At 63.4% G+C, this 17,438-nt stretch carries 14 protein-coding genes and 2 pseudogenes; 11 read left to right on the top strand and 5 right to left on the bottom strand.

The annotated features are described in order from the left end of the window. Window position 1: 1 nt before the first annotated feature. Together I5W_RS18470 and I5W_RS30160 are read left to right on the top strand one after the other, a co-directional pair. On the top strand, window positions 2–196 hold the full coding sequence (locus tag I5W_RS18470) for a hypothetical protein (protein WP_044530320.1): 195 nt from the start codon (window positions 2–4) through the stop codon (window positions 194–196). 119 nt (window positions 197–315) lie between these two features. After that, window positions 316–537: pseudogene (locus I5W_RS30160) on the top strand (GGDEF domain-containing protein); the annotation flags it as partial. On the opposite strand, the pseudogene I5W_RS18465 reads toward I5W_RS30160, so the two are convergent. The 5 genes and pseudogenes from I5W_RS18465 to I5W_RS18445 form a co-directional block, all read right to left on the bottom strand. Beyond that, window positions 527–1,510, bottom strand: a pseudogene (locus tag I5W_RS18465) (ATP-binding cassette domain-containing protein); the annotation flags it as partial. The pseudogenes I5W_RS30160 and I5W_RS18465 overlap by 11 nt on opposite strands. 4 nt (window positions 1,511–1,514) lie before the next feature. Further along, the gene (locus I5W_RS18460; RefSeq protein ID WP_017453851.1) at window positions 1,515–2,414 is read right to left on the bottom strand and encodes an ABC transporter permease; all 900 of its coding nucleotides are present in this window, start codon (window positions 2,412–2,414) and stop codon (window positions 1,515–1,517) included. Next, window positions 2,411–3,367: an ABC transporter permease gene (locus tag I5W_RS18455; RefSeq protein WP_017453850.1), complete on the bottom strand. Its 957-nt coding sequence runs from the start codon at window positions 3,365–3,367 to the stop codon at window positions 2,411–2,413. Before I5W_RS18455 ends, I5W_RS18460 begins: the two co-directional genes overlap by 4 nt. A 97-nt stretch (window positions 3,368–3,464) precedes the next feature. Beyond that, window positions 3,465–5,087: an ABC transporter substrate-binding protein gene (locus I5W_RS18450; protein ID WP_017453849.1), complete on the bottom strand. Its 1,623-nt coding sequence runs from the start codon at window positions 5,085–5,087 to the stop codon at window positions 3,465–3,467. Window positions 5,088–5,273: 186 nt separating this feature from the next. Further along, a complete protein-coding gene (locus I5W_RS18445; protein WP_017453848.1) occupies window positions 5,274–5,942 on the bottom strand; it encodes a haloacid dehalogenase type II in 669 nt (222 codons plus the stop codon). A gap of 565 nt (window positions 5,943–6,507) precedes the next feature. Here I5W_RS18445 and I5W_RS18440 point away from each other — a divergent pair. The 9 genes from I5W_RS18440 to I5W_RS18400 all read left to right on the top strand — a co-directional run bounded on the left by I5W_RS18440 (window position 6,508) and on the right by I5W_RS18400 (window position 17,432). Beyond that, window positions 6,508–7,395, top strand: coding sequence for a GNAT family N-acetyltransferase (locus tag I5W_RS18440; protein WP_044530319.1), 888 nt, complete (start codon window positions 6,508–6,510; stop codon window positions 7,393–7,395). Window positions 7,396–7,414: 19 nt separating this feature from the next. Continuing rightward, window positions 7,415–8,341 (top strand): 2-hydroxyacid dehydrogenase, encoded by a 927-nt coding sequence (locus I5W_RS18435; RefSeq protein ID WP_044530318.1) that lies wholly within the window; start codon window positions 7,415–7,417, stop codon window positions 8,339–8,341. Window positions 8,342–8,532: 191 nt separating this feature from the next. Next, the gene (locus I5W_RS18430; protein ID WP_044530317.1) at window positions 8,533–9,825 is read left to right on the top strand and encodes an NAD(P)/FAD-dependent oxidoreductase; all 1,293 of its coding nucleotides are present in this window, start codon (window positions 8,533–8,535) and stop codon (window positions 9,823–9,825) included. A 42-nt stretch (window positions 9,826–9,867) separates the two neighbouring features. Then, a complete protein-coding gene (locus tag I5W_RS18425) occupies window positions 9,868–11,349 on the top strand; it encodes an NAD-dependent succinate-semialdehyde dehydrogenase (protein WP_171940170.1) in 1,482 nt (493 codons plus the stop codon). 36 nt (window positions 11,350–11,385) lie between these two features. Continuing rightward, on the top strand, window positions 11,386–12,306 hold the full coding sequence (locus tag I5W_RS18420; protein WP_017453843.1) for a GNAT family N-acetyltransferase: 921 nt from the start codon (window positions 11,386–11,388) through the stop codon (window positions 12,304–12,306). Window positions 12,307–12,483: 177 nt separating this feature from the next. Further along, window positions 12,484–13,860 carry an aspartate aminotransferase family protein gene (locus I5W_RS18415; RefSeq protein ID WP_044530315.1) on the top strand — a complete coding sequence of 459 codons (1,377 nt, stop codon included), beginning with the start codon at window positions 12,484–12,486 and terminating at the stop codon, window positions 13,858–13,860. Window positions 13,861–14,004: 144 nt separating this feature from the next. Further along, window positions 14,005–14,499 carry an Lrp/AsnC family transcriptional regulator gene (locus I5W_RS18410; protein WP_017453840.1) on the top strand — a complete coding sequence of 165 codons (495 nt, stop codon included), beginning with the start codon at window positions 14,005–14,007 and terminating at the stop codon, window positions 14,497–14,499. Between the two features lie 309 nt (window positions 14,500–14,808). Continuing rightward, the gene (gene fliD, locus I5W_RS18405; RefSeq protein ID WP_044530314.1) at window positions 14,809–16,830 is read left to right on the top strand and encodes a flagellar filament capping protein FliD; all 2,022 of its coding nucleotides are present in this window, start codon (window positions 14,809–14,811) and stop codon (window positions 16,828–16,830) included. Between the two features lie 146 nt (window positions 16,831–16,976). Further along, window positions 16,977–17,432, top strand: coding sequence for a MaoC family dehydratase (locus I5W_RS18400; RefSeq protein ID WP_017453837.1), 456 nt, complete (start codon window positions 16,977–16,979; stop codon window positions 17,430–17,432). Window positions 17,433–17,438: the final 6 nt, after the last annotated feature.

Genomic DNA, 17,438 nt, shown 5'->3' with positions numbered 1-17,438 from the left:
CATGAATACTGACAATGGCAACTGGCTATCAGCCGAACAAGCCGTATTGCCGGACGGCACCGAACGCGTCAACCTGCCGCTGGTGAAGAAGAAACTGCCGCTGTTCTCGCCCGAACAGGCGAGCAGGGATGAGCCCAAACCGACCTCCGCAGCGGCCACGACCACGCCCCCGCCGGTGGAAGCAAAAACAACGTAAGCATTCCCGCCTAGCGAGCGCCATTGCGCGCGTTGCCGAAGGACAACACTGCGAGCAGGGCGACGAAGGCTACAATGTCAGCCATTCGTACTGCGCCCTCACGGGCGACGCAACACCTCATGGCTCTCGACCCTTCCACCCTGCTCATCCTCACCATCGCATTGGCCGCCAGCGCCGCCTGTTATCTGGCGGTGGAGTGGAGCGTGGTGCGCGAACGCTCGCTGCTGATCTGGAGCAGCGGCTTTGCCATCATCACCCTGGGCTCCTTCCTGGCCCTGCTGCGCTCGCGCGGCTACCTGCTGGTCGGCATCTGGTTTGCCAATGGCTTGCTGATCGCAGCACCAGGCGATCCGGCGCACCATAACCGGCCACCAGGCCGCTGATGCGCAGCAGCGGTGCCTTGGCTTCGGCCGGCACCGTGTCGGGCAGGATCTCGCGCAGTTGCACCACGCGCGCAGCCGGCGAGGCGGCGGCGATCAGGCTTTGGGTATAACTGTCGGCGGGTGCGTGCAGCACCTGCTCGGTGGCGCCGATCTCGCGCACGGCGCCATCGCGCAGCACGATGATGCGGTCGGCCATCTGCGCCACCACCGCCAGGTCGTGCGAGACATAGACAGCAGTGGTGCCCAGTTTCTTGACCACGTTCTTGAAGGCGCGCAGCACTTCGATCTGGGTGGTCACGTCCAGCGCCGTGGTGGGTTCGTCCAGGATCACCAGTTCCGGGTCGGTAATCAGGGCCATGGCCGCCATCACGCGTTGCAACTGGCCACCGGAGACCTGGTGCGGATAACGCGCACCGATATGATCGGGATTGGGCAGGGCCAGCGCACGGAACAGTTCGACCGCCTTGCGCATGGCACTGGCCTTGTCCATCACGCCATGCTGCAGGGCACTCTCGATGACCTGGTCCATCAATGTGCGTGCCGGGTTGAAGGCCGCGGCGGCACTCTGGGCGATGTAGGCCACGTGATGGCCGCGCATGGCCAGCAAGGCCTTTTCATCCATCTGGTCGATCTGGCGCTGGCCGATACGCACCTGGCCACCGGCGATGTGGCAACCGGAGCGCGCATAGCCCAGCAGCGACAGCGCAATGGTGGTCTTGCCGGAACCGGATTCGCCGATCAGGGCCAGCACTTCGCCCCGCGCCACGGTGAAGTTGACGTTCTTGACGATCTCGACCTGGCTACCGTCATCCTTGCGTGCATTCACGCGCAGGCCCTGGACCTCCACCAGTGGGCGCAGCGTCGCGCCGCCCCCTGCGGAACCAGTGCCGGCGCCGCTTTCCTTGCCGAGGAAGATATCGAATTGCTTCACAGGCTTACTCCTTGGCAGCGCGCTTGCCGCGCAGGTTATCGATCAACAGGTTCACACCGATGGTCAGCGAGGCAATCGCCAGGGCCGGCATGATCACCGCCAGGGCGCCTTCGCCCAGGCCGGAAATGTTTTCGCGCACCAGCGAGCCCCAGTCGGCGTCCGGCGGTTGCACGCCCAGCGAGAGGAAGCTCAGGCCCGACAGCAGCAGCACCACGTAGACGAAGCGCAGACCGAAGTCGGCCAGCACCGGGCGGATCATGTTGGGCAGCATTTCCACGGTCATGATGTACCACACGCCTTCACCACGAGCACGGGCGGCCTGCACGTATTCCATGGCCTGCACGTTGACCGCCAGCGAGCGCGCGATGCGGAAGGCGCCGGGCATGTAGGTGATGGCGGCGGTGAGCACCAGCAGCCACATGGAAGAGCCGAAGGTGGCCACCATCATCAGCGCGAACATCTTGCTGGGAATGGAGATCAGGGCATCGAGCGCACGGCTGATGATGGCATCGCGCCAGCCACCCGAGAAGGCGGCAAAGAGCGCGATGGCGGTGCCGGACAGGCTGGCCAGCACCGTCGACACCAGCGCCAGACCGATGGTGGCGCGGGTGCCGAAGAGGATGCGGCTCAACATGTCGCGCCCGAGATAGTCGGTACCCAGCAGGAACTTGTGGCTCATGCCGGTGAACACGTCCGTGTCGACGATGGCGGTGGCGTCATAAGGGGAGATGCTGGGGCCGAGGATGGCCATCAGGATCCAGAAGCCGACGATGGCCATGCCGATCCAGGCCATGGTCGAATGGCGCCGCACGCGCTTGGGCGGCGAGGTGGGCGCGGGCGCGCCGGCGGCGGCAGGGGTGGAGCCTGCGGCCTCGGTAGCGGTGGTGTCGTGGAGGGCTTTCATCGGGTCTTCAACCTTGGATTGGAAACAATGGCCAGCACATCTGCGGTCAGCACCAGCAACAGGTAACCGGCGCAGAAGATCATCGAACAGGCTTGCACCAGCGGCATGTCGCGGGTGGTCACGGCATCGATCATGAGGGTAGCGATGCCGGGATAATTGAAGATGCTCTCGACGATGATGACGCCGCCCAGCAGGTAGGACAGGCTCAAGGCCACTGCATTGGCAATCGGGCCGATGGCGTTGGGCAGGGCATGGCGCAGCACGATGCGGGTGCGCTTGACGCCCTTCAACAAGGCCATCTCGGCGTAGGAAGAGCGCAACTGGTCGATCACGGCGGCGCGCGTCATGCGCGTCATCTGGGCCACGATCACGCAGCACAGGGTCAGCACCGGCATGGCATAGGCCTTGATGAAGGCGCCTATGGTGGCAGCATCGCCGGCGTGCGACAGCGCCGAGAGCCAGCGCAGCTTGACGGCGAAGATCATCACCGCCACCGTCGCCACCAGGAATTCCGGTACCGACACCATCGAGACCGCACTGACGTTGACGGCGCGGTCAAAGAAGGAGCCGCGATACATGGCCGAGAAGATGCCCAGGAACAGCGCCAGCGGCACCGAGACCAGGGCCGTGACGGCGGCCAGCATCAGCGAAGCCGGCAGGCGACCACCGATCATCTGCGCCACCGGCACATTGTTCACCAGCGACATGCCGGGATTGCCCGAGAGCAGGTTGCCCAGCCAGTGGGCATAACGTACCGGCGCTGGCAGGTCCAGGCCGTACTGCAGGCGCAGCGCCGCCACCGTCTCGGGCGTGGCGGCCTGGCCCAGGGCGGTCTGGGCGGCGTCGCCCGGCAACAGGTTGGTGATGAAAAACACGCCGGCCGACACCAGCAATAGCGTCAGCACCGCCTGCAAGAGGCGGCGCCCGATCAGACGCAGGACCATTCCATTCATAGCTTTCCTCGGTAACACGGGGCGGGACCGCTGGGTATTTCTGAGCGGTCCCGCACGACTTGCACTGACAACGGTCAGAGGTGAGACTTTCCCGTTCTCACGCGTCCAGCCAGACGTACTCGGCACAGGTGTAGTTCATGAACGCACCCAGCGGCACCGGGTCGATGCCCTTGACCTTGGTGCTGATGCCTTCCAGGTTGATGATGAACACCGGGATGCCCAGACCGCACTTCTCATGGATCATGGTCTGCAGGTCGGCATACATGGCTTTACGCTTGTTGAAGTCGGTCTCGCCGCGGGCCGCCACTACCAACTGGTCGAACTGCGGATTCTTCCAGCCGGACTCGTTCCACTGAGCGTCGGACTTGAAGAACTGGGTCAGCAGGATGTCGGCGCTGGGACGCGGGTTGATGTTGCCAAAGCCCACCGGCACCTTCATCCACTGGTTGGACCAGTAGCCATCGGCCGGCACGCGCTTCACATCCAGCTTCAGGCCGATCTTGGCGGCGCTCTGCTGCATCAGCACGGCCATGTCGACCGAACCGGTGGCGGCCACCGAGGCCACGACGGGAATGGTGCTGCCCAGCACGCCAGCCTTTTGCAGGTGGAACTTGGCCTTGTCCGGGTCATAGGGACGCTGCGGCAGGCCGGCGAAGTAGAAGCGGTTGGTGGGGTCGATCGGCTGGTCGTTGGCGATCACGGCATAGCCACGGAAGGCGGCCATCTTGATCTGTTCGCGATCCAACAGATACTTCATGCCCAGCGTGAAGTCCATGCTGCTGCCTGGGGCCACGTCCTGGCGCATCACCAGGTCGGTGTACTGGCCCGACTTGGTTTCCATGACGGTATAGCCCGGCGTGCTCTTGACGCGACCGGTGGAACGGGAATTGACGTCGTTGATCCAGTGAACGTCACCGGAGAGCAGGGCATTGACGCGTGCAGCTTCGTCGGGAATGCCGAACAGTTCAACTTCATCCAGGTAGGGCAGGCCCGGCTTCCAGTAATTCTCGTTGCGCACGGCAATGGTACGCACACCGGGAGTGAATTCCTTGAGCTTGAAGGCGCCGGTCCCGTTGGGGGTGCTGAAGTTGGTGGTGCCGTCACGGATGATGAGGAACTGCGCGGTGGCCAAAATCACCGGCAGGTCGGCGTTGGCACTGGTGAGCTTGATCTGGACTTCGTTGGGGCCGGTGGCCTTGACTGATTCGAACTGATCTGCCACCACCTTGACCTTGGAGGCGGTAGCCGGGTCCTTGTGGCGCATGATGGAATAGACCACGTCGGCCGGGGTCAAGGGCTTGCCATCGTGGAACACCACGCCCTTCCTCAGCTTGACGGTCCAGGTGATGGCATCGGTGGTGATCATTTCCTCGGCCAGCACCATCTGCGGGGCCAGCTTGCCATCGAGCTTGGTCAGGCCGTTGTAGAACATGTGCACCCGGGTGTAGTCGGTGGAGTGCGCGGTCTTGGCCGGGTCCAGGGTGTCGGCGGTGGAACTGGTCTGGGTGGCGATGCGCATCTTGCCACCGCGCTTGCCGGTCTGCGCCATGGCGCTGCCGCTGGCGGTGAGCAGACCTGTGCCGCCCACTGTCATCAGGCTACCGGCCAGCAGGGTGCGCATCATGTCGCGGCGGGTGAAGCCGCCGTGCGCGTGTTCCAGCATATCGCCGGCAATGATGGAGCCCTCTTGGGGGTGTCGTCCGTTTTCCTGCTTGCTCATGAAAAGCCTCACGATAAAAGTTCAACCACGAAGACCACTGGCCGGCCCTGCCGTCTGCTGCCGCAGATCCCTCCGTCGGGGCAAGCCACCTGATGGGCCCGGTCACTGTCTCACAACTTGGATACCAGCGCGTGGTGACCGGGGAAATACTGATACGGCACGGGAGCTGCTGCGCCCCCGCCAGTCTTACAGACCGAGCACGCCCGGCAGGCCGGAGATGTCTTTGATCTCGGTGTAGCCGTAGTACGGGGTCGAGGGTTCATGGCCGCGTGCCACGAAGACCTTGTTCTTGATGCCCATGTCGGAAGCCGGCATGAGGTCGTAGCGCAGGCTGGAAGAGACGTGCAGCACATCTTCCGGGTTGCAGTTCAGGTTGTCGAGCATGTATTCGAAGGCACGCAGGCGCGGCTTGTAGGCTTGTGCCTGCTGGGCGGTGAAGACCTTGTGGAAAGGCGCACCCAGCTTCTCGACGTTGTGCATGATCTGGCTGTCGTCGGCGTTGGAGAAGATCACCAGCGGGAATTCCTTGGCTACCTTGGACAGGCCTTCGGGCACGTCGGCGTGCGGACCCCAGGTCGGCACGGCCTTGTAGAAGGCGCCGGTTTCTTCGTCATTGGTCTTGATACCCCAACGTTCACAGGTGCGGGTGATGGCATTCTTGCAGACCTGTTCGTAGGGCTTCCACTGGTCCAATACTTCATCCAAGCGATAGGCCGCGAACTGGCGCAGGAAAAATGGCATATCTTCTGCCGAGACGCGGTCGGCGTAGATCTTCTGCGCGGTTTCCGACATCTGGAAACGGGTCAGGGTGCCGTAGCAGTCGAAGGTGATGAATTTGGGCTTGAAAGTGCTCATGAAAAATCGTCCTGTCTAAAAAATATTCCTGCGTAGGGTTGCGGCGGGTTCGGGTGAATCGGTTCAATGCATGGGAAGGATTACAACATAGCGAAACCTGCGATTTATTCCTTTTTGACCGGGTCACGAAACAGAAATATGTGTTTTCGACGATCCAATCAGCATAGCTTGCCGAGCAGTGCAGCAATACGAACCGCTTGCGCTGCTTTGGGGCATTTTCACCAAGCTGGTGCGGAATTTTTCTGCGCTGCCGGCACATCCCCTGGATGCCAATTGCGCAGGCAGGCCAACACAGGCAATCGCGCACACCCCACAGTGAGTCAGTATGGAGAGCCTGCGGGGGCTGCACCATGCTACCGCCGATAGCGCCCAATTTTGTGCCGAGAACGGGGGGCAGATCGCCATAAGATTGCGAATTGGCGCCATCGAAAACCACCGCGCGATGCCACGCAAGGCGCATCATCGCTGGGGTATATCCGATGCTCCGGCAATGCTGCCCAGCTCCTGGCAGCATCACCGGCATTGCACCTTACCCAGCACTTATACAAGGACAAGGACACGCTTTATGCAAGCTGCAAGCACCCACCCCGCCCCACCCAGCGCCCAGGCCACGTTGCGCCCGATGCGCGAGTCCGACCTGGCCAGTTGCCATGCCTTGAGTCAACACTTGAAATGGCCGCACCGGCTGGTTGACTGGCAATTCCACCATCGCGTCAGCCGCAGCTGGACGGTCGAACTGGAAGAAGCGGATGGCAGCCGCACGGTGGCCGGCAGCGGCATGTTGTGCCCAGCCGGTGCCGATCACGCTGCACTGGGACTGGTCATCATCGCCGATGCGCTGCAGGGCCGCGGCCTGGGCCGCGCCATGATGCAGCAGTTGCTGCGCGATGCCGGCAACCGCAGCGTGCTGCTCAATGCCACCGAAGCAGGTCGCCCGCTCTATGAGAAATTGGGCTTCGTGGTCACCGATACCCTGAGCCAGCACCAGAGCAACAGTGCCAAGGCGCCGCTGACGCTGGCAGCGGGGGTGCAGATCCGACCGCTGCGACAAGAAGAAGTCCCCGCCCTGCTGGCGCTGGACCGCCAGGCCAGCGGCATGGACCGCAGCACCCTGCTGCAGACCCTGCTGCAATTTGCTGAGGTGGCGGTGCTGGAACAGGATGGTCAGGTCAAGGGCGTGGCGATGCTGCGCGAATTCGGTCGCGGTCGCGTGATCGGCCCGGTGATCGCCAGCAATGTGGATGACGCCAAGACGCTCATCGCCTTCTGGGTCAACCAGTATCCCGGCAGCTTCCTGCGCATTGACGTGCCCGGCAGGAGCGGCCTCAAACCCTGGCTGCAGGAGATCGGCCTGGTCTGCGTGGACGACGTGGTGAGCATGTGCCGCGGCACGCCGCCGCAGGCGCACGCGCAATGGCGTACCTATTCCATCATCAACCAGGCGCTGGGCTGAAAGGCGCGCGCCAGACATCATGACTTTTCTCTACAAGGCCGACCCGGTACGTGGCGCCGAATGGGCACAATTGTTTGCCCAGAAGGCGCCCGAACTGCCCTTCCATATCTGGCCGCATGACGGCGATGGCGCCAGCGTGCGCTACCTGGCCGCCTGGACGCCACCGGACGATATCGCGCAGCGCTTCCCCAACCTGGAGATCCTGTTCTCGGTGGGCGCCGGCATCGACCAGTTCGACATGTCGATCCTGCCCCCGGAGTTGCCGGTGGTGCGCATGACCGAGCCGGGCATCGTCGCCGGCATGGTGCAGTACGTCACCCACGCCGTGCTGGGCCTGCATCGCGAGGCCCACCTCTACGCGCGCCAGCAGCGCCAACAGGTGTGGCAAGCCCATCGCGTGCGGCCGGCCTCGGCTTGCCGGGTCGGCGTGCTGGGCCTGGGGATGCTGGGCCGCGCGGTGCTGCAGCAGTTGCAGGGACTGGGCTTTCCCTGCGCCGGCTGGAGCCGTTCGGCGCACCAGTTGGAGGGCATCACCTGCTATAGCGGCAGTGCGGGCTTGCAGGACTTCCTGGCGCGTACCGATGTGCTGGTGTGCCTGCTGCCCTTGACCGATGACACCCGTGGCCTGCTCTGCCGTGAATTGTTTGCGCAATTGCCACGCGGCGCGGCGCTGATCAACGTCGGACGCGGCGGCCACCTGGTCGAGGATGATCTGCTGGCGGCGCTACAGGAAGGACAGTTAAGTGCGGCCGTGCTGGACGTATGCCAGACCGAACCCCTGCCGGCCGGCCATCCATTCTGGAGCCACCCCGACATCGTGCTCACGCCCCACATCGCCAGCATGACCCAGCCCGATGGGGCGGTCGATGCCGTGCTGGAGAACCTGCGCCGTCATCAGGCCGGCCTGCCCTTGCTGGGTCTGATCGACCGCCAGCGCGGGTACTGAAGCCCACCCTGCTGCTCCATGGCAAACAAAATGCCGATTGCCCAGCCAAGAACGGCATCCCATGCCACTTGGCGGGTGCAGTTTGCGCCCCCCGTCTGGCGCAGGCGTTTTATCCTTGATGGTATGGCGCGCTACGTCCTGTGGCGTACCGCCCTGCCCTTTATCCACTTACCTGCCCGATTGCCCCGACCATGAAGCTGGAATCCTACTGGAACGATTCTGCCCCGCTCTACATCTCCCCCTCCCGCGAGCTGCCGGCGCAAGTCGATGTGGCCATCGTCGGTGGCGGTTTCACAGGGCTCTCAGCCGCATTGGCGCTGGCCAAGCGCGGGGCCTCGGTGGTCGTGCTGGAAGCCGGCCCGCACGTGGCGGCCGAAGCCTCGGGGCGCAATGGCGGTCACGTCAACAATGGCCTGGCGGTAGATTATGCAGAGGTGGCCGCCAAGGTCGGTGTGGAGCGCGCACGCGCCTGGTATCACGCCTATGACGATGCGGTCGATACCGTAGCGCGCCTGGTCAAGGAAGAACAGATCGCCTGCGACTTCCTGCGCCATGGCAAGCTCAAGATGGCGACCCGGCCCTACCAGATGGAAGCCCTGCAACGCAGCGCCGAGCGCCTCATCGCCGATGGCGTGGACCGCGACGTGGAAATCCTGGATGCCGCACGCGTGCGTGCCGAGGTGCAAAGCGAACGCTTCCATGGCGGCCTGCTCTACAAGCGCAGCGCACAGATGCACATGGGCCAGTTTGCCTATGGCCTGGCGCTGGCCGCCGAGCGCCATGGTGCGGCCATCCACACCAGCACCGAAGTACGCCGCCTGGAACGCATCGGCCAGACCCACGGCCATCGCGTGCACACCGCGCGCGGCACGGTGCTGGCCAAGCAGGTCTTGCTGGCCACCGGCGCCAGCCGCCACGGCGGCTATGGCAGCTTCGGCTGGCTGCGCCGCCGCATCGTGCCCGTCGGCAGCTTCATCGTGGTGACCGAACCGCTGGGCGCCGAACGCGCCGCCAGCCTGCTGGCCCGGCAGCGCACCTACACCACGGTGGCCAATATCCACCACTATTTCCGCATGACGCCCGATACCCGACTGGTCTTCGGCGGCCGGGCGCGCTTTGCGATTTCCAGCCCGCAGTCCGATGCGGCCAGCGGCGAAATCCTGCGTCAGGGCCTGCATGAGACCTTCCCGCAACTGGGCCAGGTGCGCCTGGATTACTGCTGGGGCGGCCTGGTCGACATGACGCGCGACCGCCTGCCACAGGCCGGCGAACGCGATGGCCTGTACTACTCCATGGGCTATAGCGGCCACGGCACCCAGATGTCGGTACACATGGGCCAGTGCATGGCCCAGGTCATGGCCGGCGATGCACTGGCCAATCCCTGGCGCGAACGCGAGTGGCCGGCCATCCCCGGCCACTTCGGCCCGCCCTGGTTCTTGCCGATGATCGGCCTGTATTACCAGCTCAAGGATAAGCTGGCCTGAATGCTCCTCGTCTCCCGTATTAACTTTTACTGAATGCCCGCCATGAATTCACTCGAACTGCAACGCCCGGACCTGATGCCCGGTACCCAATTGATCGGCGCCCAATGGCGCGCAGCGGCCGATGGTCGCGTGCTGGAAGTGAGCAACCCGGCCACCGGCCAAGTGTTTGCCAGCGTGCCCGATGGCAATGCCGAAGATGCCCGCGCCGCAGTCGATGCGGCCGCGGCCGCCTTCCCGGCCTGGCGCGCTACGCCGGCCAAGCAGCGCGCTACCATCATCAAGCGCTGGAACGATCTGCTGCTGGCGCACCAGGAAGACCTGGGCCGTCTGATCTCGCGCGAACAGGGCAAGCCCCTGGCCGAAGCCAAGGGTGAAGTGGCCTATGCGGCCAGCTACGTGGAATGGTTTGGCGAAGAAGCCACGCGTGCCAATGGCGACATCATCCCGGCCCCGGTCACGGGTCGCCGCATGATGGCGCTGAAGGAACCGGTGGGTGTGGTGGCGGCCATCACGCCGTGGAATTTCCCGGCGGCCATGATCGCCCGCAAGATCGCCCCGGCCCTGGCCGCAGGCTGCACCGTGGTGTGCAAGCCGGCCGAAGATACGCCCCTGACCTCGCTGGCGATCATCCGCCTGGCGCTGGAAGCCGGTGTGCCGGCCGGTGTGATCAACATCGTCACCGCCTCGCGCGAACGTACGCCGGAAGTGGTGGACGTATGGCTGGCCGACTCGCGCGTGCGCAAGATCAGCTTTACCGGCTCCACCGCAGTGGGCAAGCACCTGGCGCGCCACTCTGCCGACACCTTGAAGAAGCTCTCGCTGGAACTGGGTGGCAATGCACCCTTCATCGTGTTCGACGATGCCGACCTGGATGCGGCCATCGATGGCGTGATGGCGGCCAAGTTCCGCAACGGCGGCCAGACCTGCGTGAGCCCCAACCGCATCTACGTGCAAGAGAAGGTCTATGACGCCTTCGTGGCCAAGCTGGGCGCACGCGTGGCCGCGCTCAAGGTCGGCCCCGCCACCGATCCGGCCTCGCAGATCGGCCCCATGATCAATGCCCGCGCCATTGCCAAGATCGACCAGCACGTGCGCGACGCCATCGAACGCGGCGCGCGCGTCATTACCGGCGGTCAACGCCTGCAAGGTCCGGGTTTCGACAGCGACAACTACTTCGCCCCCACGGTGCTGGCCGATGTCACCGGCCAGATGCAATGCAGCTGCGAAGAAACCTTCGGCCCGGTGGCGCCGATCACGCGCTTTGCCACCGAAGAAGAAGTCGTGGCCGCAGCCAATGCCACCCCCTTCGGCCTGGCGGCATATTTCTATTCGACCGACGTGCGTCGCATCCACCGCGTCACCGATGCGCTGGAAAGCGGCATCGTCGGCGTCAACGAAGGTGCGCTGGCCGCCGAAGCGGCGCCCTTCGGCGGCGTCAAGGAATCCGGCTATGGCCGCGAAGGCTCGGTGCATGGCCTGGACGACTACCTGCATACCAAGTACGTCTGCCAGGGTCAGCTCTGAGTCGACTCTCCCTCATTGAACCGAACAGGAGCCCACATGCCTGCGCTGTCCCCCCCTGACTCCCATCCCGGGCAGATCGCCCAGCAGGTCCGCGCGCCCTTGCCGGACCTGCTGTTGCGACCCATGGCAGCCGATGACCTGGGGGCCTGTCACCGGCTCTCGCTGCGTTTCAAGTGGCCGCACCGACTGGAAGACTGGGACTTCCTGCTGCAGATGGGACAAGGCTATCTGCTGGAAGACACCGCCTCGGACGCCCCGCTGCGCATCGTCGGTAGCGTGGTCTGTACCCCCTATGGCGAGCACCATGCGGTCATCGGGATGCTGCTGGTACAGGCCGAGCTGCAACGGCGCGGCCTGGGGCGGCGCCTGATGCAACATGCGGCCAGCCAGGTCAGTGCGCACAGCCTGATGGTCAATGCCACGGCCGCCGGGATGCCCTTGTACAAGCAACTGGGCTTCGTGCAGCAGGATGTGCTGCATCAGTTCCAGGGCGCTTCGGCGCAACCGGTGCTGGTCTCGCTGCCACCGGGCGAACGGGTACGGCCGATGGGCAAGAATGACGTCGCCAGGCTGTTGGAGCTGGATGCGCAAGCCAGCGGCATGGACCGCAGCAAGCTCTTGCTGGCGCTGCTGGAAATCTCCGAAGGGGTGGCGCTGGATCGCGATGGCGAGATGCTCGGCTTCGCCCTGGTGCGTCGCTTCGGCCATGGCCGCGTGATCGGCCCGGTGGTAGCGCCCGACACCGAACGCGCCAAGGGGCTGATCGCACACTGGATCAATACCTATTCGGATTCCTTCATCCGCATCGACGTGTTCGAATCGACCGGCCTGCCAACCTGGCTGGACAAGCTGGGGGTGACCTGCGTGGACCACGTCACGCGCATGTGCAAGGGCACCCCGCCGGTACACAACCCGGACATGCAGTTGTTCTCCATCGTCAATCAGGCGCTGGGCTGAAGACTTGCGGGCGGCTGCCGCAGAAAATGCTATGGCCGCCCGCAAAACCCATGAAGATGCTTTTTCGGCCCTGCATCTTGCGCAGCGCCTGCGATGAGGCCGGCATAGCATAGAACACATGCCGGTTGTGCCACCTGCACTGCCTTGTTCAACGCCATCCTCAGCGAGTCCTCTTCTATGCAAACTTCTTCCCTGGCCGCCCTTGACCGCAGCCACCTGATCCACCCTGTTGCCAGCTTCCGCGAGCATGAAGAACTGGGGCCCATCATCCTCAAGTCCGGCCACGGCGCCTACCTGACCGACCAGCAGGACAAGCAGTTGCTGGATGCCTTCTCGGGCCTGTGGTGCGTCAATACCGGCTATGGACAAGAGAGCGTGATCCGCGCCGCCACCGAGCAGATGCAACGCCTGCCCTATGCCACCGGCTATTTCCACTTCGCCTCGGAGCCGGCCATCCTGCTGGCCAAGAAACTGGTGGACATCAGCCCGGCATCGCTGCAGCACGTCTACTTCACGCTGGGCGGATCGGATGCGGTGGACGCGGCTATCCGCTACATCACGCACTACCACAACTCCATCGGCAAGCCCACCAAGAAGAACTTCATCTCGCTGCAGCGCGGCTATCACGGTTCTTCCTCGGTAGGTGCCGGCCTGACGGCGCTGCCCAATTTCCATTTCCATTTCGACCTGCCGCTGCCGACCCAGCATTACCTGCCCTCGCCCTATCCCTACCGCAGCGAACTGCAGGACGATGCAGCGATCATCGCGGCCTCGGTGCAGGCACTGCGCGCGAAGGTCGCCGAACTGGGCGCCGACAACGTGGCCGCCTTCTTCTGCGAACCGGTCCAGGGCTCGGGCGGTGTGGTGGTGCCGCCCAAGGGCTGGCTCAAGGCCATGCAACTGGCCTGCAATGAACTGGACATCCTGTTCGTGGTGGATGAAGTCATCACCGGCTTCGGTCGCACCGGCCCCATGTTCGCCTGCCTGGACGAAGATGTGCAGCCCGACCTGATGACCATGGCCAAGGGTCTGACGGCCGGCTATGCGCCCATGGGTGCGGTGATGATGTCGGACCGCGTCTACCAGGGCATCGCCGATGGCGCGCCGATGAGCACGGTGGTGGGCCACGGCCAGACCTACTCGGCCCATCCGGTCAGTGCCGCGGTGGCGCTGGAAGTGCTGCGCCTGTACGAAGAAGGCGGCCTGCTGGAAAACGGTCGGCGCCTGGAGCCGGTGTTTGCCGGCGGCCTGCGCGCGCTGCTGGATCATCCGCTGGTGGGCGACGCCCGCAGCCGTGGCCTGTTGGGCGCGCTGGAACTGGTGGCCGACAAGACCACCAAGGCGCGCTTTGCACCCGAGCTCAAGCTGCATGAGCGCATCTTCCAGGTGGCCTATCGCCACGGCCTGATCTTCCGTGCCTTTGGCGATAACATCCTGGGCTTTGCGCCGGCGCTGTGCTACACCGAGCAAGACTTTGCCCTGATGTTTGCGCGCCTGCGCGCCATCCTCGACGAAGTGCTGGCCCAGCCCGACGTGCGCCAGGCCGTCAAATAAGACGCCTGAATGCGAGTGAAGCCCCTGACCGGATGCAGCAATACGGGCTTAAGGGGTTAAAATGCCCTGCAACAACCGGCCTGCCTGTGCTGTGGACGCCATCCCAGCAAGTCAGGCCGGTGCTGTCGAATAACCCGAGGCAAGATGATGACTAATGGCGCGTTGAAACTGGACCGGATCGATCTGAGGATTTTGTGTCACCTGCAGCAGAATAGCCGCATTACCAATGTGATCCTGGCCGATGCCGTGGGCCTGTCGCCCAGTCCCTGCCTGATCCGCGTCAAGCGCCTGGAAAAAGCCGGCTACATCAGCGGCTATGGCGCCTACATCCGGCTGGAAAAACTGGCCGATGTGCAGATCGTGTTTACCGAAGTGACGCTGTCGGACCATCGCCGCGAAGACTTTGCCAAGTTCGAGTCCTATATCCGCAACGTCGATGAAATCATCGAATGCCACCTGGTCAGCGGTGGCTATGATTACCTGCTCAAGTTCATGACCCGTAGCGTGGTGCATTACCAGAGCGTGATCGAGTCGCTGCTGGAACAGAACCTGCGCATCGAGAAGTATTTCAGCTACATCGTCATCAAGTCGCCCTTCGTCAAGCATCACTATCCTTTGGAAAAGTTCATACAGAGCTAAACCGGCTGGCAGGCACCGGCCTGCCATCGGTATTTCCGGGCATGACGTGAAGTTTTGTACACTTTTCGCTTTATTTCTTGCCTGCCGGGTGCTCTGCGCCCCCTCCCTCCATCGCGCTACCGGCCTTTGCTGACGGGCTCGCGCGCCCAATCTCCATCGAATCTCCATCAAAACTGCAGACAAAAGTCATTTTTTGTCAGCAAACTCACCCTTTACTTTTGTAAAGAGCTGCCGTTAACCTTCGGGAATCTGACGCTTCGTCAGATTCTTAAAATACAAGAAAAGCTCATCATTGTTCAGGGGTCATTCATGGCAACTTCTACCGGTACCATCTCGACATCGGCCGGTCCGCTCGATGTATCGACGCTGGTCAACCAGCTTATCGCCGTCGAAAGCAAGTCCAAGCTCACACCGCTGAAGACCAAGGAGAGCGGCTTCAACACGCTCATCTCGGCCTATGGGTCGTTGAAGAACGCCCTGTCGAGCTACCAGACCGCCTTGAAGGCGATGACCGCGGCCAGCTTCAGCGCGCAGAAGAGCACGTTGACCAACGCCGGCACCGGCAGCAACCTGACCACCGATCCCTTCACGGCCGACGCCAACAGCGACGACTCGACCAAGGCGCTGGCGCAAAAGCTGCAGTCGCGTGGCTATTCCAGCAACACCACCTTCAGTTCGGGCGACACGATTGCCATCAAGATCGGCACCAACCAGCCCACCTTCATTACCCTCAAGGCCGATGCCACGATGGCCGGGCTGCGCGATACGATCAATGCCTCCAAGGCGGGCGTGACGGCTTCCATCACTACCGATGCCAATGGCGACCACCTGGTGCTGGAGTCCAATAGCACCGGCACGGCCAATACCATCAAGGTCAGCGCCAACAACAGTATGTCGGACCTGAGCTACGATCCCAGCGTGGCCGGCTCGACCACCCAGATCCAGGCGCCGCGCGATGCCACCAAGGCTGCCGCCGGCAAGTACAGCATCGGGGTGAGCCAGTTGGCGCAGGCGGTCAAGGTCAGCTCGGCCGCCATCGCCCCCGGCAGCACCTTCGACAATGGGGTGCTGGCCATCAAGACCGGCAACGGCTCGACCGTGCTGATCCAGCCCAAGACCAATTCCCTGGCCGGCGTGCGCGATGCGATCAATGCCAGTGAAGCCGGCGTAAATGCCTCCATCGTCAGCGATGGCACCAACGATCACCTGGTATTGACTGCCAAAGACACTGGCGCAGCCAACAACCTGCGGGTCAGCGGCACGGGCAATTTCTCGGTGTTCAACTTCGACCCCAGCGGCACGGTGACCAGCACCGGCGTCGATACCAATAAGACCTACAGCAACGGCAACCTGGCCCTGCAGGTGGGCAACAAGTCCTTTACCATCACCCCTACCGACCTCGATGGCAGCGGCGCCATCGGCCTCAATGACGTGATGAAGGCCATCAACAACGCCAACACGGGCGTGACCGCCAGCATCAGCAACGATGGCAGCAAGGACCATCTGGTGCTCACTCCCACCGGCACCGACGCCATCCAGTTGACCGGCAACAACGACTATGCCGATCTGGTGGGCAGCAGCATGGGGCAACTGGCCAAGGCGCAGGATGCCAAGCTGACCATCGATGGCGTGGCCGTGACCAGCACCAGCAACAAGGTCAGCAATGCCATCTCGGGCGTGACCCTGAACCTGAGCAAGGTCACCACCTCGGCCGACAATTTCACGCTGGCCATCACCAATGACACCAGCGGCGTGTCCACTGCGGCCAACAACTTCGTGAGCGCCTACAACACGCTGGCCAAGGCGGTGGCCGGCCTGACCAAGCAGACCCCATCCACCACCAAGGGCCAGGCCAGCACCGGTTCGCCGCTGGCGGCCGAATCCTCGGTGTTGAGCATGATGAACCAGATCCGCAGCACCATGCTGGGCGCACTGGGCGATGATGGCGGCACCAACCTGTCGCAGGTCGGCATTTCCTTCCAGAAGGATGGCACGCTGGCGCTGGACGCCAGCAAGCTGACCACCGCGGCGGGCAAGGACTTCGAAGGGGTCAGCAAGCTCTTCACTGGCAGCGGCGGCGTGGTGCCCAAGCTGCAGAAGCTGATGGACTCGATCCTGGGCGACAACGGCACGCTGGCCACCAAGACCAAGGGGCTGCAGGACAGCCTCAAGATCGTGACCGACCAGCAGACCGCTGCCAATACGCGCCTGCAGAACCTGAAGGATGCCTATACCAACCAGTTCAACCGCCTCAACGTCACCCTGGCCACCATGCAATCGCGCCAGAGCTATCTGACGCAGCAGTTGAGCAAGTTGTCCAAGTCGTCCTGATCGTCACTGCGTCGGGAGCAAAAGGCCAACAGGCCGCAGCGGAGAAGTCCGCTGCGGCCTGTTGCTTTTCCTGTGTGTCGTTATACTGGCCCCTGCCTCACTCACAAAACAAGCATGTCCTCATGCGTAACGCCAAGGGAGACGCAGTGAACGCACTCAACCATCTGGAAGACTTCCACCCCGGCCAGGTGTTCCGCTCGCCGGGCACAATCACCGTGGAGGCCGACGCCATCAAGCAATTCGCCGCCCAGTTCGATCCCCAGCCCTTCCATCTGGATGAGCAGGCGGCCCAGCAGAGCTTCTTCCGGGGACTGGCCGCCAGCGGCTGGCATACCGCCGCGCTGACCATGCGCCTGCTGGTCGATACCCTGCATATCCAGGGCGGGCTGATCGGTGCCGGCTTCGATGAATTCCGCTGGCCGCGTCCGACCCGGCCCGGTGACGTATTACGGCTGGAAGCCGAGGTGCTGGCCATCCAGACCTCGCAATCCAAACCCAAGCAAGGCTTCCTCAACCACCGCGTGACGACCTATAACCAGCACGATGAGCCGGTGCTGATCATGACCGGCAACCTGCTGGTGCCGCGTCGCCCCCAGGGCTGAACGCGG

The sequence above is a fragment of the Herbaspirillum sp. B65 genome (assembly GCF_000333555.1).
Lineage (GTDB): Bacteria > Pseudomonadota > Gammaproteobacteria > Burkholderiales > Burkholderiaceae_D > Herbaspirillum > Herbaspirillum rubrisubalbicans.
This window is presented reverse-complemented; position numbering and strand designations above follow the sequence as displayed.